The 20,147-nt window shown below is 63.1% G+C and carries 17 protein-coding genes; 12 read left to right on the top strand and 5 right to left on the bottom strand.

The window, feature by feature from the left end:
* Window positions 1–422: 422 nt before the first annotated feature.
* Window positions 423–941: an ACT domain-containing protein gene (locus V5F23_RS25645; RefSeq protein WP_053151428.1), complete on the top strand. Its 519-nt coding sequence runs from the start codon at window positions 423–425 to the stop codon at window positions 939–941.
* 217 nt (window positions 942–1,158) lie between these two features.
* Here V5F23_RS25645 and rarD read toward each other — a convergent pair whose 3' ends face one another.
* The 5 genes from rarD to V5F23_RS25620 all read right to left on the bottom strand — a co-directional run bounded on the left by rarD (window position 1,159) and on the right by V5F23_RS25620 (window position 6,972).
* A complete protein-coding gene (gene rarD / locus V5F23_RS25640; RefSeq protein WP_042732809.1) occupies window positions 1,159–2,046 on the bottom strand; it encodes an EamA family transporter RarD in 888 nt (295 codons plus the stop codon).
* 219 nt (window positions 2,047–2,265) lie between these two features.
* Window positions 2,266–3,240: a serine/threonine protein kinase gene (locus tag V5F23_RS25635; RefSeq protein ID WP_123579693.1), complete on the bottom strand. Its 975-nt coding sequence runs from the start codon at window positions 3,238–3,240 to the stop codon at window positions 2,266–2,268.
* Between the two features lie 195 nt (window positions 3,241–3,435).
* Complete coding sequence (locus V5F23_RS25630) at window positions 3,436–5,343, bottom strand: PhoX family phosphatase (protein WP_042732647.1); 1,908 nt, start codon at window positions 5,341–5,343, stop codon at window positions 3,436–3,438.
* A gap of 66 nt (window positions 5,344–5,409) precedes the next feature.
* A complete protein-coding gene (locus tag V5F23_RS25625; protein WP_042732646.1) occupies window positions 5,410–6,174 on the bottom strand; it encodes a TOBE domain-containing protein in 765 nt (254 codons plus the stop codon).
* Window positions 6,175–6,231: 57 nt separating this feature from the next.
* Window positions 6,232–6,972: a ComF family protein gene (locus tag V5F23_RS25620; RefSeq protein ID WP_042732645.1), complete on the bottom strand. Its 741-nt coding sequence runs from the start codon at window positions 6,970–6,972 to the stop codon at window positions 6,232–6,234.
* Between the two features lie 92 nt (window positions 6,973–7,064).
* On the opposite strand from V5F23_RS25620, the gene bioB reads away from it, so the two are divergent.
* From bioB to V5F23_RS25565, 11 genes are all read left to right on the top strand, one after another.
* Entirely contained in the window at window positions 7,065–8,120 is a 1,056-nt protein-coding gene (gene bioB, locus V5F23_RS25615; RefSeq protein WP_047735930.1) for a biotin synthase BioB, read from the top strand.
* A 161-nt stretch (window positions 8,121–8,281) separates the two neighbouring features.
* Window positions 8,282–9,460, top strand: a complete 1,179-nt coding sequence (bioF, locus tag V5F23_RS25610; protein WP_338496948.1) for an 8-amino-7-oxononanoate synthase — start codon at window positions 8,282–8,284, stop codon at window positions 9,458–9,460.
* Entirely contained in the window at window positions 9,453–10,184 is a 732-nt protein-coding gene (locus V5F23_RS25605; protein ID WP_338496946.1) for an alpha/beta fold hydrolase, read from the top strand. Before bioF ends, V5F23_RS25605 begins: the two co-directional genes overlap by 8 nt.
* Window positions 10,177–10,989, top strand: a complete 813-nt coding sequence (gene bioC / locus V5F23_RS25600) for a malonyl-ACP O-methyltransferase BioC (RefSeq protein WP_047735933.1) — start codon at window positions 10,177–10,179, stop codon at window positions 10,987–10,989. Before V5F23_RS25605 ends, bioC begins: the two co-directional genes overlap by 8 nt.
* Window positions 10,986–11,666, top strand: a complete 681-nt coding sequence (gene bioD, locus V5F23_RS25595) for a dethiobiotin synthase (RefSeq protein ID WP_047735934.1) — start codon at window positions 10,986–10,988, stop codon at window positions 11,664–11,666. The genes bioC and bioD overlap by 4 nt, the downstream gene beginning before the upstream one ends.
* Window positions 11,667–11,774: 108 nt before the next feature.
* The gene (locus tag V5F23_RS25590; RefSeq protein WP_042730672.1) at window positions 11,775–12,071 is read left to right on the top strand and encodes a hypothetical protein; all 297 of its coding nucleotides are present in this window, start codon (window positions 11,775–11,777) and stop codon (window positions 12,069–12,071) included.
* 275 nt (window positions 12,072–12,346) lie between these two features.
* Window positions 12,347–14,152: a phenylacyl-CoA dehydrogenase gene (locus V5F23_RS25585; RefSeq protein WP_042730671.1), complete on the top strand. Its 1,806-nt coding sequence runs from the start codon at window positions 12,347–12,349 to the stop codon at window positions 14,150–14,152.
* Between the two features lie 335 nt (window positions 14,153–14,487).
* Entirely contained in the window at window positions 14,488–15,777 is a 1,290-nt protein-coding gene (locus V5F23_RS25580) for a GGDEF domain-containing protein (RefSeq protein ID WP_042730670.1), read from the top strand.
* A gap of 91 nt (window positions 15,778–15,868) precedes the next feature.
* Window positions 15,869–17,665: an acyl-CoA dehydrogenase C-terminal domain-containing protein gene (locus V5F23_RS25575; protein WP_338496944.1), complete on the top strand. Its 1,797-nt coding sequence runs from the start codon at window positions 15,869–15,871 to the stop codon at window positions 17,663–17,665.
* A 174-nt stretch (window positions 17,666–17,839) separates the two neighbouring features.
* A complete protein-coding gene (locus tag V5F23_RS25570) occupies window positions 17,840–19,618 on the top strand; it encodes an acyl-CoA dehydrogenase C-terminal domain-containing protein (RefSeq protein WP_338496942.1) in 1,779 nt (592 codons plus the stop codon).
* A 323-nt stretch (window positions 19,619–19,941) separates the two neighbouring features.
* Window positions 19,942–20,100, top strand: a complete 159-nt coding sequence (locus V5F23_RS25565) for a YqaE/Pmp3 family membrane protein (protein ID WP_003177654.1) — start codon at window positions 19,942–19,944, stop codon at window positions 20,098–20,100.
* Window positions 20,101–20,147: the final 47 nt, after the last annotated feature.

The raw sequence follows: 20,147 nt of genomic DNA, 5'->3' as shown, positions 1-20,147 counted from the left end.
CAATGAAGCCTCGGGACATTTAAACCACAAACCCCGGTACCAGTACATGCCATCGCTGGCGGCTGGGTGGGACCTATCAAAGGGCTCTTGGCCTTGCTGACGGGGCTTTCAGGGATGCGACTGCGCCTTAAGCAGACATCGGTCCAACGTTATGTAGTGCTCGCTGCGGCATACTACATGATCAACTGCGGTTGTGAAAATCAGACTAAATGCGTCGTTCTGCGACCGACTAAAGGCGTACAGTCACGACGAGACATCGGATGTTCTCAAAAAACAGAGGGATTGTTCCAGATAAATCTTGAAACTTGTACACGATTGTTCGGTTGGCCAGTCACGCCCCTGGTGACGAGGGGAAGTCCCCCTCGCCACAGAATTGATGTGCACTTCTATACTCCTGCTTCTCACCACAAGAGGGCTGCGCCATGGACCATCTGGTTATCACTGTTTTTGCCCCGGACAAGCCCGGGCAGGTCGAGCGCATCGCCGATTGCATCGCCGAGCACGGCGGCAACTGGCTGGAAAGTCGCATGTCGCACCTGGCCGGGCAGTTTGCCGGGATCCTGCGCCTCAGCGCCCCCGCCGAGGCCCATGAAGCGTTGATCGAGGCCTTGCAGGGGCTGTCGGTCCACGGCATCCGCGTGCTGATCGCCGAGAGCGCCGCCGAGGCGTCGTGCAGTTGGAAACCCATTGTCATGGAGCTGGTGGGTAACGATCGGCCTGGCATCGTGCGCGACATCACCCGGCTGCTGAGCGAACAAGGGGTCAATGTCGAGCGGCTGGTCACCCATGTGCGCCCGGCCCCCATGAGCAGCGAGTTGCTGTTTCACGCCGAGGCGATCCTTGGCGTGCCGCTGGCCTTATCGCTGGACACGTTGCAGGAACGCCTGGAGACCCTGGCCGATGAATTGATGGTGGAGCTCAAGCTCAGCGACGAAGCGTGAAGCGGGTTATCCAAGGAAAACCTGAGCCTGCCTGTGGATAACCTGTAGAGACCCGGCGCCAGCCCAGGCCCGCTGGGCCTTAGCCGGCGATGATCAAAAAATCACCGTATATCAAGGGCTTGTGCACAAACGGCGGGGACCACGCTGTGGATAACCTTGGGAAGAATCAGCGCAGGCCACGTTGCACGGGGCCTGCGCACGTTTGTGCGTTTTTTGATCAGTTGCGCCGACGCAGGCTGATCACGGCATCGATGCTGTACACCGCGAGCCCCGCCCAGATGAACAGGAACGCCACCAGGGTGCTGGACGACAGGTGCTCGCCGAACAGTGTCACCGCCAGCAGCAGCACCAAGGTCGGGGCGATGTACTGGAGGAACCCCAGCGTGGTGTAGGGCAGGTGCCGGGCCGCGGCGTTGAAGCACACCAGCGGAACCAACGTTACCGGGCCTGCGGCCACGAGCCACCAGGCTTCGGAAGTGCTCCAGAAAGCAGCCTGGGCACTGGTGGCCGCCGGGTTGAGCAGCAGCCAGGCCACGGCAATCGGCACCAGCATCCAGGTTTCCACCACCAACCCCGGCAGGGCCTTGACCGGCGCCTGCTTGCGGATCAATCCATAGAAACCGAAGGTCAGCGCCAACGCCAGCGATACCCATGGCAGGCTGCCCACTTGCCAGACCTGCTGCGCCACGCCCACCGCCGCCAACCCCACCGCCACCCATTGCATGGGCCGCAGCCGTTCACCCAGGATCAGCATGCCCAGCAGCACGTTCACCAGCGGATTGATGTAATAGCCCAGGCTCGCTTCGAGCATCCGCCCATTGTTCACCGCCCAGACGTAGGTCAGCCAGTTGACCGCGATCAGCGTACCGCTCAGGGCCAGGATCGCCAGTCGGCGTGGGTTGTCCCGCAGTTCGCGCCACCAGCCCGGATGCTTCCAGACCAGCAGCAATGCCGCGCCGAACAGCGCCGACCACAGGACGCGGTGGATGATGATCTCCACGGCTGGCACGCTGGCGATGGCTTTGAAATAGATGGGGAACAATCCCCAGACGATATAGGCGGTCAGGCCCAGGATGTACCCGCGACGCGGGTTGGCGGCTTGCATGCAGAATCCTTGCTTAGGCAGCTAACAAAGAAGTGATTGTAAGGAGATTTGTCAGGTTGGGTGTGAACCTTTGTGAACGTCCTGGCCCCGCCACAGATCCTTCTGTGGGAGCGGGCTTGCTCGCGAAAGCGGTGGGTCAGTCGAGATGGATATTGAATGTTCCTCCGGCTTCGCGAGCAAGCCCGCTCCCACACGGGGCGCGGTGACAGCTGAAACCCATCAGAACAACTTCAACGGCTCTTCATTCAGTGCCGCCAGTTGCTCGCGCAAGGCCAGCACCTGGTCGCCCCAGTAGCGTTCACTGCCGAACCACGGAAAGCTGCGGGGGAAGGCCGGGTCGTCCCAGCGGCGTGCGAGCCAGGCGCTGTAGTGCATCAGGCGCAGGGCGCGCAAAGGTTCGATCAGCGCCAGTTCCCGTGGGTCGAAGTCGTGGAACTCCTGGTAACCGTCCATCAATTCCGACAACTGCCCCAGGCAGGCCTGGCGGTCGCCGGCGAGCATCATCCACAGGTCCTGGACCGCGGGGCCCATGCGGCAATCGTCGAGGTCGACGATGTGAAACACCTCGTCGCGACACATCATGTTGCCGGGATGACAGTCGCCGTGCATGCGGATGGTCTGGTGGGGTGTGGCGGCGTAGGCCTCTTCGACACGCTTGAGCAGGTCCCTGGCGACAGACTCGTAGGCCGGCAACAGGCTGCGCGGGACGAAGCCGCTGTCCAGCACCGTGGCCAGGGAATCGTGGCCGAAGTTCTTCACGCCCAAGGCTTCGCGGTGCTCGAACGGGCGGCTGGCGCCCACGGCGTGCAGTCGTCCGAGCAGTTGCCCGAGGCGGTAGAGCTGGTCGAGGTTACCCGGTTCCGGCGCACGGCCGCCACGACGGGGAAACAGGGTGAAGCGAAAGCCTGCGTGTTCGTGCAGGCTGGCGCCGTCATGGATCAATGGCGCCACCACCGGCACGTCGCAATCGGCCAGTTCGAACGTGAAACGGTGTTCTTCCAGGATCGCTTCATTGGTCCAGCGCGCAGGGCGATAGAACTTGGCGATCAGCGGCTCGCCGTCCTCGATACCGACCTGGTAGACACGGTTCTCATAACTGTTGAGCGCCAACACCCGGGCATCACTGAGCAAGCCCAGGCTTTCAACGGCGTCGAGTACGAGATCGGGGGTGAGGGTTTCAAACGGATGGGACATGCTGACTCCTGCGCAGCGGCAGGGCTGCCGCGTCCGGCCCAGCATGGTAGCGCAAAGCAGTCTGGATTGATTGTCAGTCCTGAATCAGCTTCGTGGCGAGGGAGCTTGCTCCCGCTGGGTTGCGCAGCGACCCCAGATATTTATGGGCGCTGCGCACCCAAGCGGGAGCAAGCTCCCTCGCCACAAAAGCAAATGTCAGGCCGCGCCGATCACCCCGCCGTCCTCACGGGTAATCACCATCACCGATGAACGCGGCTTGCCGTTGGGCAGGTGCTCGGGAAAGGTCGAACCGCCGTTTTCGCCAGGGTGCTGGATCCCGACGAACAGGCTCCTGTGGTCCGGCGCGAAACTGATGCCGGTCACTTCGCAGCCCACCGGCCCGACCATGAAGCGGCGGATCTCTCCGCTGTTGGGGTCGGCGCAGAGCATCTGGTTGTTGCCCATGCCGGCGAAGTCGCCAGTGTTGCTGACGTCACCGTCGGTGAGGATCCACAGCCGACCCGCTTTGTCGAAGCCCAGGCCATCGGGGCTGTTGAACATGTTCTGCGGGGTGATGTTCGACGACCCGGCTTTTGGCGTACCGGCATGGACCGTCGGGTTGCCCGCGACCACGAACAGGTCCCAGTCGAAGGTCTTGGAGGCGTGGTCGTCGCGGCTGGTGCGCCAGCGCAGGATCTGCCCGTAGACGTTCTTGGCCCGCGGGTTCGGCCCGCCCACCGGCTGGCCATCTTCGCCGCGCTTGGAGTTGTTGGTCAGGGTGCAGTAGACCTGGCCGTCTTTCGGGCTCACCACGATCCACTCCGGACGGTCCATGCGCGTGGCGCCCACGGCGCTGGCGGCCAGGCGGGCATGGATCAGCACTTCGGCCTGGTCGGCGAAACCGCTGCTGGCGTCCAGGCCGTTCTTGCCGTGGGTCAGCTCGATCCACTGGCCCTTGCCTTTGGGGTGATCGGGGTTGGCGTCGCCGGCGTCGAAGCGCGCCACGTACAGGGTGCCATGGTCCAGCAGGTTGCGGTTGGCCTTGGCGTTGCGGGGGTTGATGCGCTCGCGGCTGACGAACTTGTAGATGAACTCACCGCGTTCATCGTCGCCCATGTACACCACGGCGCGACCGTCATTGGTTTGCGCCAGCGCGGCGTTTTCATGCTTGAAGCGGCCCAGGGCGGTGCGCTTGACCGGGGTGGAGTCTGGATCGAACGGGTCGATTTCCACCACCCAACCATGACGGTTGAGTTCGTTGGGGTTCTTCGCCAGGTCGAAGCGTGGATCGAACAGGTGCCAGTTGATCTCGCGGCTGGTGACGGTGGCGCCGTAGCGTTTTTGCGCCTCATCGAACTGCAAGTCGGATTGGCTGCTGCCGAAGCAATCGGTGAAGTTTTCTTCGCAGGTCAGGTAGGTGCCCCACGGCGTCATGCCGTTGGCGCAGTTCTGGAACGTGCCAAGTACTTTCTTGCCGCTCTTGTCGGCGCTGGTCTTGAGCAACTCGTGACCGGCCGCCGGGCCGCGCAGGCGAATCGGCGTATTGCCGTGGATCCGGCGGTTGTAGCGCGACTCCTGGACGAACTGCCACTGGCCGCCGCGACGGCGCTGGACCTCGATCACCGAGACGCCTTCGCTGGCCTGGGCCTTGTGCACGTCTTCGGCCGATTGCGGCTGGCCGCCGTGGGCGAACAAGTAGCGGTAGTTGGTGTATTCGTTGTTGATCGCCATCAGCGCCCGGTTGTTGTCACCGGGGAACGGGAACAGGCTCATGCCGTCGTTGTTGTCGCCGAACTGCATTTCCTGGGCGCGGGCGGTGCCGTTGCCGCTGGGGTCGAACGCCGGTGCGTTTTTCTGCAGCGGCTGGCCCCAACTGATCAGCACCGAGGACTTGTAGCCTGGCGGCAGGGTGATGGTGTCGGTGGTCGCGGCGGCGATGCTGTTGAAACCCAGCAGCCTGCTGTTGCCTTCGCTCACGGCGGCGGCCATGACGCTGCGACTCAGCAGGTTGCCGCCCAGGAACATGGCGGCGCCACACAGGGCGCCGGCGCTGATGAAACCACGACGGCTGAGGCCGACGATCTTTTCCAGGTCGGTGGATTGGTTTTCTTCTAGTAGGCTCATTTCAGGCTCCCTGCTGGTTTTGGCAGTCACCTTAAAGCGGGTCGATGAAGCTATTGTTGCAGCGCGCTACAGCGGTGTGCCGAGCAGCACATTCGTGGGCGAAAACCTCACTTGCACCGCGCCGCCGACCTCCAGCTGTCGTTCACGCAATTGCAGCGGATCGGCCAGGGCGCAGAGGGTCTGGCCGTTGGGCAAGCCGATCCGCACCTCGCTGGGGCCGTTTTCAGCGGCGACGACCTGCTCGATCAGACCTTGCAAGGAATTGTCGCCCGCCATGGCCGGCTGCCCGGCGGGGTGCAGTTCCAGCCAGCCGGCCTTGATCAGGGCGACCACTTCGGTGCCGATCGCCAGTTCCAGCCGGACCGTGCTGTCGTGGGTGATCCGTGCCTCGATGACCAGCCCCCGGGCCAGCTCCAGGCGTATCCGGTCGTTGTGGCCGGTGGCTTCGATCCCGATGACTTTGCCGTGCAACTGGTTGCGCGCGCTGGTGCGCAACATCAGGCGGCCCAGCAGGCCCAGGTCTGCGGCGTCTTCGCTTGCTTCGAGCAATTGCGCCTGCAAGGTTTGCAGGCGCAGGTACAGGCGCAACACCCGTTGCCCTTCCTCGGACAACCTGGCGCCGCCACCGCCCTTGCCGCCGACACTGCGCTCCACCAGCGGTTGGTCCGCCAGGTTGTTCAATTCATCGATGGCGTCCCACGCCGCCTTGTAGCTCAGGCCCGCGCTCTTGGCGGCGCGGGTGATCGAGCCTTGTTCGGCGATGTGCTGAAGCAAGGCGATGCGTTGTGGGCGGCGGACAATGTGTTGGGTCAGGAGCGTAGGCAATGACATGACGAAAAACTGCGTGCAGGAGTGATGGGCCGACGTTGGCGGCTTGGGCGCCGCGCGTCAAGCCGGCTCCGCCGCTTTCGGCGTGCGCGCCAGGCAATACACGTCCACCCGCGCCGCGCCGGCCTCCAGCAGCAGGTGTGCCAGGGCCTGGGCGGTAGCGCCAGTGGTGAGCACATCGTCCACCAGCGCCAGGTGGCGGTTGCGCAGTTGCGCCTCGGGGGCCAAGGCAAAGGCCCGGAGCAGGTTTTGCCGCCGCGCCTTGGCATCGAGCGCCTGCTGTGCGGGAGTGTCCTGGACGCGGCGCAGCCAGTGTTCTTCGCACGCAAGGCCCAACGGCTGGCTGAGCCAGCGAGCCAGCAGAGCCGCCTGGTTGAAGCCCCGCTGGCGCAGGCGCGGCGCGGCCAGGGGCACCGGCAGCAGCGCGTCGGGGCGCTCCAGGCCTTCGTCGAACTGGTGTTGCAGCGACTGCGCCAACAGCTCGCCCATCAGCCGGCCGAGGGGCCATTTCGCTTGATGCTTGAAGCGGGTGATCAAACTGTCCACCGGAAAGTCATAGGCCCAGGGCGCCAGCACCCGCTCGAATGCTGGCGGCTGTGCGGCACACTGTCCACAACGCAGCCCGGCCATGGGCAACGGCAAAGCGCAGACGCTGCATTGATCACCGAGCCAGGGCAGGTCGGCCTCGCAGGGTGTGCAGATCGGCTGCGGTGTGTCAGTGGTATCCCCGCATAACAGGCAGTTTTGTTTGTTTTTTAACCAGATGTAAACCTGGCCTTCGTATCGTGGTTGACAGCGCATGACTCTTCCTTAAATATGCCGAACATCCGTGTCGCGCCTGTGGGTATTGCGTAAACCCAAGGCGCCAGCCAAGCATAATCAAGGAATTGCCCATGAGCGCCAGCACCACTGCCAACCTGCGTCATGACTGGTCTTTGGCCGAAGTCAAAGCACTCTTCGTCCAGCCATTCAACGACCTGCTGTTCCAGGCGCAGACCGTGCACCGCGCGCACTTCGACGCCAACCGCGTCCAGGTTTCCACGCTGCTGTCGATCAAGACCGGCGCGTGCCCGGAAGATTGCAAATATTGTCCGCAGTCCGGCCACTACAACACCGGGCTGGATAAAGAGAAGTTGCTGGAAGTGCAGAAGGTCCTCGAAGAGGCCGCGCGCGCCAAGGCCATTGGTTCGACCCGTTTCTGCATGGGCGCGGCCTGGAAGCATCCTTCGGCCAAGGACATGCCTTACGTGCTGGAGATGGTCAAGGGCGTGAAGGCCATGGGCCTGGAAACCTGCATGACCCTGGGCCGGCTCGACCAGGAGCAGACCCAGGCGCTGGCCCAGGCTGGCCTGGACTACTACAACCACAACCTCGACACCTCGCCGGAGTTCTACACCAGCATCATCACCACCCGCACCTACAGCGAGCGCCTGCAAACCCTGGCCTACGTGCGTGACTCGGGGATGAAGATCTGCTCCGGTGGCATCCTCGGCATGGGAGAGTCCCTGGACGATCGCGCCAACCTGCTGATCCAGCTGGCCAACCTGCCGGAGCACCCTGAATCGGTGCCGATCAATATGCTGGTCAAGGTTGCCGGCACGCCGCTGGAAAACGCCGAGGACGTCGATCCGTTCGACTTCATTCGCATGCTCGCCGTGGCGCGGATCCTGATGCCCAAGTCCCATGTGCGCCTGTCTGCCGGCCGTGAAGCGATGAACGAGCAGATGCAGGCCCTGGCCTTCCTGGCCGGCGCGAACTCGATTTTCTACGGCGACAAACTGCTGACCACCGCCAACCCGCAGGCCGACAAGGACATGCAACTGTTCGCCCGCCTCGGCATCCAGCCCGAAGCCCGTGAAGAGCACGCCGACGAAGTGCACCAGGCCGCGATTGAACAGGCACTGGTGGAGCACAAGAGCAGCGAGCAGTTCTACAACGCGGCGGTTTGACCACTCTCCGATACCCGGATTGGAATGCAAGCCCCTGTGGGAGCGAGCTTGCTCGCGATGGCGATGGAACATTCACATTTATGTCGACTGACACACCGCTATCGCGAGCAAGCTCGCTCCCACAAGGGGCTTTGGCCAGTCTTTAAACAGTTGAGGCCTGCATGTCCTTTGATCTCGCCGCACGCCTGGCTGCCCGTCGTGCCGAAAACCTCTATCGCCAGCGCCCATTACTCGAAAGTCCGCAGGGGCCGGAGGTGGTGGTGGACGGCCAGCCGTTGCTGGCGTTCTGCAACAACGACTACCTGGGTCTGGCGAACCACCCGCAGGTGATCGAAGCCTGGCGCGCCGGTGCGACTCGTTGGGGCGTCGGTGGCGGCGCTTCCCACCTGGTGATCGGCCACAGCGGCCCGCACCATGCCCTGGAGGAAGCCCTGGCTGACTTGACCGGCCGGCCCCGGGCCTTGCTGTTCACCACCGGCTACATGGCCAACCTCGGCGCGGTGACCGCGCTGGTGGGGCAGGGCGACACGGTGCTGGAAGACCGGCTCAATCACGCCTCGTTGCTCGACGCCGGGTTGTTGTCCGGCGCACGGTTCAACCGTTACCTGCACAACGACGCCCGGAGCCTGGCCACTCGCCTGGAGAAAGCCACCGGCAATACCCTGGTGGTCACCGACGGCGTGTTCAGCATGGACGGCGACATCGCCGACCTGCCGGCCCTGGCCCGTGAAGCCAAGGCCAGGGGCGCCTGGCTGATGGTCGACGATGCCCACGGTTTCGGCCCGTTGGGCGCCCAGGGCGGCGGCGTCGTCGAGCACTTCGGCTTGAGCCAGGACGACGTCCCCGTGCTGGTGGGTACCCTGGGCAAGGCGTTCGGCACCGCCGGAGCGTTCGTCGCCGGCAGTGAAGAGCTGATCGAGAGCCTGATCCAGTTCGCCCGCCCCTACATCTACACCACCAGCCAACCGCCGGCCCTGGCCTGCGCCACGCTCAAGAGCCTTGAGTTGCTGCGCAGCGAGCATTGGCGACGCGAGCACTTGCAGGTGCTGATCCGCCAGTTCCGCCAGGGGGCCGAGCAGATCGGCCTGCAGTTGATGGACAGCTTCACGCCGATCCAGCCGATTCTGGTGGGCGATGCGGGACACGCGCTGCGCCTGTCGCAAATGTTGCGTGAGCGCGGGCTGATGGTCACCGCCATCCGTCCCCCTACCGTGCCGGCCGGCAGCGCCCGTTTGCGCGTGACCTTGACGGCCGCCCACAGCGAGGTTCAGGTGCAGCGCCTGCTCGAAGCCCTGGCCGATTGTTTTGCCCAATTGCGAAAGGAGCCCAGCCATGCGTGATCGACTGATCCTGCTGCCCGGTTGGGGCCTGGGCATTTCACCGCTGGAGCCGTTGGCGGCTGCGCTGCAAGGGCTCGATGAGCACCTGCGGGTGGAGATCGAACCGTTGCCAGCGTTGGCGTCGAGTGATCCTGACGAATGGCTCGACGAGCTGGACGCCGCCATCCCCGAGGATGCCTGGCTCGGCGGCTGGTCCCTTGGCGGCATGCTCGCCTCGGCACTGGCGGCGCGGCGCGGCGAGCGCTGCTGTGGCCTGCTGACCCTGGCCAGCAACGCCGCGTTCGTCGCCCAAGAGCAGTGGTCGAACGCGATGGCGGCAGACACTTTCAATGGGTTTGTGGCCGGGTGTGCCGCCGATCCGCGCCAGACCCTCAAGCGCTTCAGCATGCTGTGCGCCCAGGGGTGCAGCGACCCGCGCGGGTTGTCGCGCTTGCTGCTGGCCGGTGCACCGAACACCTCGCCCGAGGTCTTGATCGCCGGGTTGCAGGTGCTGGCGCAACTGGATACCCGCGCCGCGTTGCAGGGCTTTCGGGGGCCGCAACTGCACCTGTTCGCCGGGCTCGATGCCTTGGTGCCGGCCGAAGCGGCGGGTGAATTGCTCGCGCTGTTGCCGGATGTCGAAATCGGCCTGATCGAACAGGCCGGCCATGGATTCCTCCTGGAAGACCCCCACGGTGTGGCGGGGGCTATCCAGGCTTTTTTGCACGAGTGCGGTGATGACTGATTTGTCTCTCGTGACATTACCCGGTGCCTTACCGGACAAGCGTCAGGTGGCGGCTTCGTTCTCCCGGGCGGCGACGAGCTATGACAGCGTTGCAGCGTTGCAGCGTGACGTGGGCGAACAGTTGCTGGAGCGGTTGCCGCCATCGCTCACCCCACCGCGTTGGGTAGACCTGGGCTGTGGCACCGGGTATTTCACCCGGGCGCTGGCGGCGCGCTTTGGCGAGGCGGGCGGGCTGGCGCTGGACATTGCCGAAGGCATGCTGAACCACGCCCGCCCACAAGGCGGCGCCGCGCATTTTGTCGCCGCTGACGCCGAGCGGCTACCCTTGCAGGCATCGAGTTGCGAGCTGGTGTTCTCCAGCCTGGCGGTGCAATGGTGTGCGGATTTCGCGTCGGTGTTGAGTGAGGCCCGACGTGTCCTGAAACCCGGCGGTGTGCTGGCCTTTACCAGCCTGTGTGTCGGTACGTTGTACGAACTGCGCGACAGCTGGCGTCAGGTGGATGGCCTGGTGCACGTCAACCGTTTCCGCGGGTTCGACACCTACCAGCAGCTGTGCGCCGCCAGCGGCCTGAATGTGCTCAGCCTTGAAAGCCGTCCCCATGTCCTGCACTACCCTGATGTGCGCAGCCTGACCCACGAACTGAAAGCGTTGGGTGCGCACAATCTGAACCCAGGTCGACCCGGAGGCCTGACGGGCAGGGCGCGGATCCTGGCGCTGGTCGAGGCGTATGAGCAGTTTCGCCAGGCGCAAGGGCTGCCGGCGACTTACCAGGTGGTCTACGCCGTTTTGGAGAAACCGCTATGAGCCAGGCCTATTTCATCACCGGCACTGACACCGACGTGGGCAAGACCACTGTCGCGGCGGGGCTGCTGCACGCGGCGCGACAGGCCGGCAGGAGCACCGCCGCCGGCAAGCCCGTGGCGTCCGGTTGCGAGGTCACGCCCAAAGGCCTGCGCAATGCCGACGCCCTAACATTGCTGGCCGAGTGCTCGGTGCCGCTTGCTTATGCGCAGGTCAATCCGGTGGCGTTCGAACCGGCCATCGCGCCGCATCTGGCGGCGCGGGAGGCGGGCGTGGCCTTGACCGTGCAATCGTTGCTGGGGCCGATGCGTGACGTGCTGGCCCTGGGCGCCGATTTCACCCTGATCGAAGGCGCCGGTGGCTGGCGCGTGCCGCTGGCCGACCAGGATAATCTCTCGGACCTGGCCATGGCCTTGGGCCTGCCGGTGATCCTGGTGGTGGGCGTGCGCCTGGGCTGCATCAGCCATGCGTTGCTGACCGCCGAGGCCATCGCCCGGGACGGCCTGCAACTGGCCGGCTGGGTGGCGAACATCATCGACCCCAAGACCTCGCGCCTGGAAGAAAACCTCGCCACCCTGGCCGAGCGCCTCCCCGCGCCGTGCCTGGGGCGGGTCCCGAAAATCAAGGGCGTGACGGCCGAAATCGTCGCCGATCACTTGCACCTCGACCTGCTGGACTAGGGTTTTCCCTATGATAAGGCAGTGTGCCATTAGTGTTTTTGTCGGGCCTTTTCCGCGCCCTTCTGATTCAATGGCCACTGTCGACCCTTCAAGAAAACGAGTTCTGTCATGCAAATCTCAGGAAATACCGCGTTCTATGCCGGTCTGAGCACGATTCAGACAGGGCAGAACCGTGTCGATCTGGCAGCCGGCCAGGTCGCCAACAACACGATCGAGCGCTCGGTCACCAGCCAGTCCTCCGAAGTCCAGGTGGATCGCCTGCGGTCGGTCGATCGCAGCCAGCAGTCGGATGTGGCCGCCAACATGGTGGAAATGTCCCAAGGCAAGTTCCAGGTGCAACTGGGCGTGAACGTCGCCAAGGCTTCCGACGAAATGCTCGGGACGTTGATCGACACCTTCGCCTGATTCTGTCCCTTGGATTGACCGGAACGCCGCGATGATTCGCGGCGTTTTTGTCTCTAAGGTCTTCTTGCTCAACTAATCTTTTCCCAGGCGTGTCGCGGGTTCTTCTGCGTCACCGAATGCCCGTGCCCGAGATTTTCCACAGCCGATGACGAATGGCAAAAGATCGGGCCTTGACAAGGTTTGGGCGTAAACGTATGTTTCAAACAACTGTTTGACCGTCACAACAAATCCACGCGGTCGTTCATTCCCGGTTACATCAGCAGAGGTTTATCGCTATGCCTGACTACAAGGCCCCCTTGCGTGATATTCGCTTCGTACGTGACGAACTGCTCGGTTACGAGGCGCATTATCAGAGCCTTCCGGCTTGCCAGGACGCAACTCCGGACATGGTTGACGCCATTCTCGAAGAAGGCGCCAAGTTTTGTGAGCAGGTGCTGGCACCGCTGAACCGTGTGGGCGACCTCGAAGGCTGCACCTGGAGCGAGTCCGGCGTGAAGACCCCGACCGGGTTCAAGCAGGCCTACAAGCAATTCGTCGAAGGCGGCTGGCCAAGCCTGGCCCATGACGTGGCGCACGGTGGCCAAGGCCTGCCGGAGTCCCTGGGCCTGGCCGTCAGCGAGATGGTCGGTGAAGCCAACTGGTCGTGGGGCATGTACCCGGGCCTGTCCCATGGCGCGATGAACACCATTTCCGAGCACGGTACGCCCGAGCAGCAAGAGGCCTACCTGACCAAGCTGGTGTCTGGCGAATGGACCGGCACCATGTGCCTGACCGAACCGCATTGCGGCACCGACCTGGGCATGCTGCGCACCAAGGCCGAGCCTCAGGCCGATGGTTCCTACAAGGTCACCGGCACCAAGATCTTCATTTCGGCCGGTGAACACGACATGGCCGACAACATCGTCCATATCGTACTGGCACGCCTGCCGGACGCACCGGCCGGTACCAAGGGTATCTCGCTGTTCATCGTGCCGAAGTTCCTGCCTAACGCCGATGGCACCCTCGGCCAGCGCAACGCGGTGAACTGTGGTTCCCTGGAACACAAGATGGGCATCCACGGCAACGCCACTTGCGTGATGAACTTCGACGCGGCCACCGGTTTCCTGATCGGCCCGGCGAACAAAGGCTTGAACTGCATGTTCACCTTCATGAACACCGCACGCCTGGGCACCGCGCTGCAAGGCCTGGCCCACGCCGAGATCGGTTTCCAGGGCGGCCTGAAATACGCCCGTGACCGCCTGCAAATGCGTTCCCTGACCGGCCCGAAAGCGCCGGACAAGGCGGCCGACCCTATCATCGTCCACCCTGACGTGCGTCGCATGCTGCTGACCATGAAAGCCTTCGCCGAAGGTAACCGGGCGATGGTCTACTTCACCGCCAAGCAGGTCGACATCGTCAAGTACGGCGTCGATGAGGAAGAGAAGAAAAAGGCCGATGCGCTGCTGGCGTTCATGACGCCGATCGCCAAGGCGTTCATGACCGAGGTCGGTTTCGAATCGGCCAACCACGGCGTGCAGATCTATGGCGGCCACGGCTTCATCGCCGAATGGGGCATGGAGCAGAACGTTCGCGACAGCCGTATCTCGATGCTGTACGAAGGCACCACCGGCATCCAGGCCCTCGACCTGCTGGGCCGTAAAGTGCTGATGACCCAGGGCGAAGCGCTCAAGGGCTTCACCAAGATCGTCCACAAGTTCTGCCAGGGCAACGAAGGCAACGAAGCGGTCAAGGAGTTCGTAGGGCCTCTGGCTGCGTTGAACAAGGAGTGGGGCGAACTGACCATGAAGGTCGGCATGGCCGCCATGAAAGACCGCGAGGAAGTCGGTGCGGCGTCGGTGGACTACCTGATGTACTCCGGTTACGCCTGCCTGGCCTACTTCTGGGCCGACATGGCACGCCTGGCAGCGGAAAAACTCGCCGCCGGCACCACCGAAGAGGCGTTCTACACCGCCAAGCTGCAGACTGCGCGTTTCTACTTCCAGCGCATCCTGCCGCGTACCCGTACCCACGTGGCGGCCATGCTGTCGGGTGCCAACAACCTGATGGACATGAAAGAAGAAGACTTCGCGCTGGGCTACTAAGCCTTACGCGGTTTCTCTGAAAGCCGCTGCCTCCTTCGGGACGCAGCGGCTTTTTCATGTCCGCCATGAATATCCCGCTGCGAGCGAGCTTGCTCGCCATAGCGGTGTGTCAGGCCATGGAGGTGCTGGCTGAACAAATGCCATCGCGAGCAAGCTCACCCCCATAGAGGGTCAAAGGCGATCCTGAAACAATATTCATCCATCTCTTCCCTAAGAAAACCCTCCCTTCTGCCGTTACAGCGATGGCAGTGTGACATCTGTCACATCCTGCGTGCCTTGTTGCGGTAATAGCAGGCACAATGCCATCTTTGGTCAGCCGGGTCGGAGCTTTACCCTTGCCGCGTTCTTCCGCTGTACGTTTCAGCCATTTCCTACCCTCATTGCTGCTATTGCTGGCGGGGCTCGCGGCGGCCTACGTCAAGGACCTCAACGTTTTCTTCACCTCGCTGTTCAATGTCCTGCCAACGTTGGTGCTGCTGCTGGGCGGGGCGTATTGCTCGGTGTACCGGCGCCAGCGTGAACTGTTTTTGATGGTCACGGTGTACATCGCCTACTTCCTGTTGGACACCCAGACCGACTTCTACCGTGATAACGGCAAGGTGCGTGAAGACGCTGCCGTGGTGTTCCACCTCGTCTGCCTGCTGTTGCCGCTGCTGTTCGGCCTGTTCGCCGCGTGGCAGGAGCGCACCCATCTGTTCCAGGACATGGTGGCGCGGTTCGCGGTGCTGCTGATCTTCGGCAGCGTGGCGCTGGCCCTGGAGCAGAGCTTTCCCCAGGCGCTGCTGCTGTGGCTTTCGGAGATCCGCTGGCCGGCCCTGCACGGGGCCTGGATGAGCCTGATCCAGTTGTCCTACCCGGTGTTCATCGCGGCCTTCTCGTTGCTGGCCTGGCAATACTGGCGCAATCCCCGGCCGTTGCATGCCGCGCAATTGGTGGGGTTGCTGGGTTTGTTCTGGATGTTGCCGAAGACCTTCATCCTGCCGTTTACCCTGAACATCATGTGCAGCCAGGTGATGTTGATGATCGCCGCCGCCGTCGCCCACGAGGCCTATCAAATGGCCTTCCGCGATGAACTGACCGGCTTGCCGGGACGCCGGGCGCTGAACGAGCGCATGCAGCGCCTGGGGCGCAACTATGTGCTGGCGATGAGCGACGTCGACCATTTCAAGAAATTCAACGACACCCACGGCCACGACGTGGGTGACCAGGTGCTGCGCCTGGTGGCCAGCAAACTGTCGAAAATCGGTGGCGGCGGTAGGGCCTATCGCTATGGCGGCGAGGAATTTGCGCTGGTGTTTGCCGGTAAGACCCTCGATGAGTGCATGCCTCACCTGGAGGTCATCCGCCAATCCATCGAGAGCTACAGCATCCAGTTGCGCAACCCCGACAGTCGTCCCCAGGATGATCAGCAGGGCCGACAGCGGCGAGCCGGCGGCAGTGCCTCCAGCGTATCGGTGACCATCAGCATCGGTGTGGCGGAACGGCTCGAGCAGCGCACGCCGGAAGAGGTCCTCAAGTCTGCCGACCAGGCACTCTATAACGCCAAGGGCGCGGGGCGTAACTGCGTGGTCGCCTTTGGCCAGAACCGCCGCGGCGCGGTGCGCATGGAAACTGCCGCGGGTTGAGTGATGACGGCGCATTCAGCGTCTGGACTGTGATTGTGGCCCTCGGTGGCCGGCAGTAGGTTGAAACGATCTGCTACCGGAGAACACCACCATGCCCGAGTACAAAGCCCCGTTGCGCGACATGCGCTTTCTGATCGATCACGTCTTCGATTTCCCTGGCCGTTACGCCGAACTGGGAGCCAGCGATGCCAGCCCGGACATGATCAACGCGATCCTCGAAGAGGGCGCCCGGTTCTGCGAGAACGTGCTGGCGCCTCTTAATCGCTCCGGTGATGAAGAGGGCTGTCATTTCGACAACGGTGTCGTCACCACGCCGGCAGGTTTCAAGCAGGCGTTCGCCCAATACGTGGAAGGCGGCTGGCACGGGCTCGCGGCGGATCCGGCGTATGGCGGCCAGGGCCTGCCCAGTTCCCTGGGGCTGGTCATCAGCGAGATGGTCGGCTCCAGCAACACTTCATGGGGCATGTACCCGGGCCTGACGCACGGCGCGATGTCGGCCATCCACGCCCACGGCACCGAAGCCCAGAAGCAGACCTACCTGAGCAAACTCACCGCCGGTCAATGGACCGGCACTATGTGCCTCACCGAAGCCCACTGCGGCACCGACCTGGGCATTATCAAGACCCGCGCCGTGCCCCAGGCCGACGGCAGCTATGGGATCACCGGCAGCAAGATCTTCATTTCCGCCGGCGAACACGACATGAGCGAGAACATCGTCCATCTGGTCCTCGCCAAGCTGCCGGACGCGCCGGCCGGGACCAAAGGCATTTCGTTGTTCATCGTGCCCAAGTTCCTGCCCGACGCCACGGGTGAAGCCGGCGAGCGCAATGGCGTGTCCTGTGGCTCGATCGAACACAAGATGGGCATCAAGGCGTCGGCCACCTGCGTGTTGAACTTCGACGAGGCCAAGGGATTCCTGATCGGCGAGCCGAACAAAGGCCTCAATTGCATGTTCACTATGATGAACCACGCCCGGCTCGGCACCGGCATGCAGGGCCTCTGCCTGGGCGAGGCCAGCTTCCAGGGCGCCATCGGCTATGCCAACGACCGCTTGCAGATGCGTTCGCTGACCGGCCCCAAGGCCCCGGAAAAACCCGCCGACCCGATCATCGTCCACCCGGACGTGCGCCGGATGCTGCTGACCATGAAAGCCTTCAATGAAGGTAACCGGGCGCTGACGTACTTCACCGCGCAGTTGCTCGACACCGCGCACCTGAGCGCCGACGAGGCGGCTCGCCAGGAGGCCGAGGACCTGCTGGCCTTCCTCACGCCGATCTGCAAGGCCTTCATGACCGACACCGGGCTCGAGGTGACGAACCACGGCATGCAGGTGTTTGGCGGGCATGGCTTCATTCGCGAATGGGGCATGGAGCAACTGGTGCGGGACTGCCGCATTGCGCCGATCTATGAAGGCACCAACGGCATCCAGGCCCTGGACCTGCTGGGCCGCAAGGTGTTGGGCAGCCAAGGCAAGTTGTTGCGTGGGTTCACCAAGATCGTTCACACGTTCTGTGTCGCGAACGCCGAACATCCGCAGCTCAAGGATTACGTCGCGCAGCTCAACGGGCTCAACCGACAGTGGGGCGAGCTGACTACTCAGGTGGGCATGGCCGCGATGAAAAACCCGGACGAGGTGGGCGCCGCGTCCGTCGACTACCTGATGTACAGCGGTTACATCATCCTGGCCTACCTGTGGTTGCGCATGGCCTTGGTCGCCCAGTCGCACCTGGAGCGCGGCGACGGTGACGGCGATTTCTGCCGCAGCAAACTGGCGACCTGCGAGTTCTACTTCAAGCGTCTGCTGCCGCGCACTGCCGCTCATCGGGCCGCAGTAGAGGCGGGCAGCGATTGCCTGATGCAGCTTCCGGCGGAGTCGTTTGCCTTCTGAGTGGCAGCAACAGGCTTGGCGGGGGCGCTTGCGCCCGTCGAGTCGTTAGTGACTAAAAATAACAATAAAGTCACACGTTGACCCTATGTGTCGTAAAAGTTGTTGAGGTACACTCCGGCCACTGCAAAAACCGTTTTCTTACGAACCAACTGTTTAGATCCTGCGAGGTTTGCCATGGCTGACTACAAAGCGCCCCTGCGCGATATGCGCTTCGTCCTCAATGAAGTGTTCGAGGTCGCAAAACTCTGGGCCGAGTTGCCGGCATTGGCCGAGACCGTCGACGCCGAAACCGTCGAAGCGATTCTCGAAGAAGCCGGCAAAGTCACCAGCAAAAGTATCGCGCCCCTCAGCCGTGCCGCAGACGAAGAAGGCTGCCATTGGGCTGACGGCGCCGTCACCACGCCGGCCGGTTTCCCACAGGCCTACAAGACGTACGCTGAAGGCGGTTGGGTCGGTGTCGGCGGTGATCCGGCGTACGGCGGCATGGGCATGCCCAAGGCGGTCTCGGCCCAGGTCGAGGAAATGGTCAACTCCGCCAGTCTGTCTTTCGGCCTGTACCCGATGCTGACCGCCGGCGCCTGCCTGTCGATCAACGCCCACGCCAGCGAAGAACTGAAGGCGGCCTACCTGCCGAACATGTACGCCGGCGTCTGGGCGGGCTCCATGTGCCTGACCGAGCCGCACGCCGGTACTGACCTGGGGATCATCCGCACCAAGGCCGAACCTCAGGCGGATGGCCGCTACAAGGTCAGCGGCACGAAGATCTTCATCACCGGCGGCGAACACGACCTCACCGAAAACATCATCCACCTGGTGCTGGCCAAGTTGCCGGACGCGCCAGCGGGCCCGAAAGGCATTTCGTTGTTCCTGGTGCCCAAGTTCCTGGTCAATGCCGATGGCAGCCTGGGCGCGCGCAACGCCGCCCACTGCGGCTCGATCGAACACAAGATGGGCATCCAGGCATCCGCCACCTGCGTGATGAATTTCGACGACGCGGTCGGTTACCTGGTCGGTGAACCGAACAAGGGCCTGGCGGCGATGTTCACCATGATGAACTACGAGCGCCTGGGCGTGGGTATCCAGGGCCTGGCCACCGGTGAGCGTTCCTACCAGAACGCCATCGAATACGCCCGTGACCGCCTGCAAAGCCGTTCGCCGACCGGCGCGCAGAACAAGGACAAGGTGGCCGACCCGATCATCGTTCACCCCGACGTGCGTCGGATGCTCTTGACCATGAAAGCCTCGAACGAGGGCGGCCGGGCATTTTCCACTTACGTGGCGATGCAACTGGACACCGCCAAATTCAGCGAAGACGCGGCCACCCGCAAGCGCGCCGAAGACCTGGTGGCGTTGCTGACACCGGTGGCGAAGGCGTTCCTGACCGACCTGGGCCTGGAGACCACCGTCCATGGCCAGCAGATCTTCGGCGGCCACGGCTACATTCGTGAGTGGGGCCAGGAGCAACTGGTGCGTGATGTGCGCATTACCCAGATCTACGAGGGCACCAACGGTATCCAGGCACTGGACCTGGTCGGGCGCAAGATCGTCGGCAGTGGCGGCGCGTTCTATCGCCTGTTCGCCGATGAGATCCGCCACTTCACCGCTACCGCCAGCGGCGACCTGGCCGAGTTCACCCAGCCGCTGAACGCGGCGCTCGGCACGTTGGACGAGCTGACCCAATGGCTGTTGGACCAGGCGAAAACCAACCCCAATGAAATTGGCGCTGCGTCGGTGGAATACCTCCAGGCGTTCGGTTACACCGCGTACGCCTACATGTGGGCGTTGATGGCCAAGGCCGCCCTGGGCAAGGAAGGCGAGGATGATTTCTACGCGAGCAAGCTGGGCACGGCGCGTTTCTATTTCGCCCGCCTGCTGCCGCGCATTCATTCCCTGAGCGCCAGTGTGAAGGCCGGTAGCGAATCGTTGTTCCTGCTGGACGCTGGACAGTTCTGACCCGGAGGTGATGTGTAAGCATTTGCTTACACATCGTGCTGGCGTTTTCCCTCTACCGGCGGATTGGATCCACCGTTAATCTACTTCACATGGACGTCGCGCAGGATGCGCAAAAGTTACAGCACGGACACGTAGGATTCTGCCAGGAAGGCGGAGTGAAATGGATGTCAGGGAAACAGTCTGCAAAGCCCCGCCTCGGCGGGGTTTTCTTTTGCCCGCGTTTTTATCCGGGGCTTCTTTTCGGTTGTCTCTGAACCCTGACGAGCGGTCAGGTGTCAATGAGCTATATGGCAACGTAGCCATGATCAACCAGGAGCCAACCCATGGATTTTATTCGTATCATCATCGCCATCCTGCTGCCGCCGCTGGGCGTATTCCTGCAAGTGGGCTTCGGCGGGGCTTTCTGGCTGAATATCCTGCTGACGCTGCTAGGCTACATTCCAGGCATCGTTCACGCGGTCTATATCATCGCCAAGCGCTGAACAATCTCATCGAGAATCCTGTGGGAGCGAGCTCCCACAACTTCTTC

This window comes from Pseudomonas sp. WP18 (genome assembly GCF_036689585.1).
Taxonomy (GTDB): Bacteria; Pseudomonadota; Gammaproteobacteria; order Pseudomonadales; family Pseudomonadaceae; genus Aquipseudomonas; species Aquipseudomonas chlororaphis_E.
This window is presented reverse-complemented; position numbering and strand designations above follow the sequence as displayed.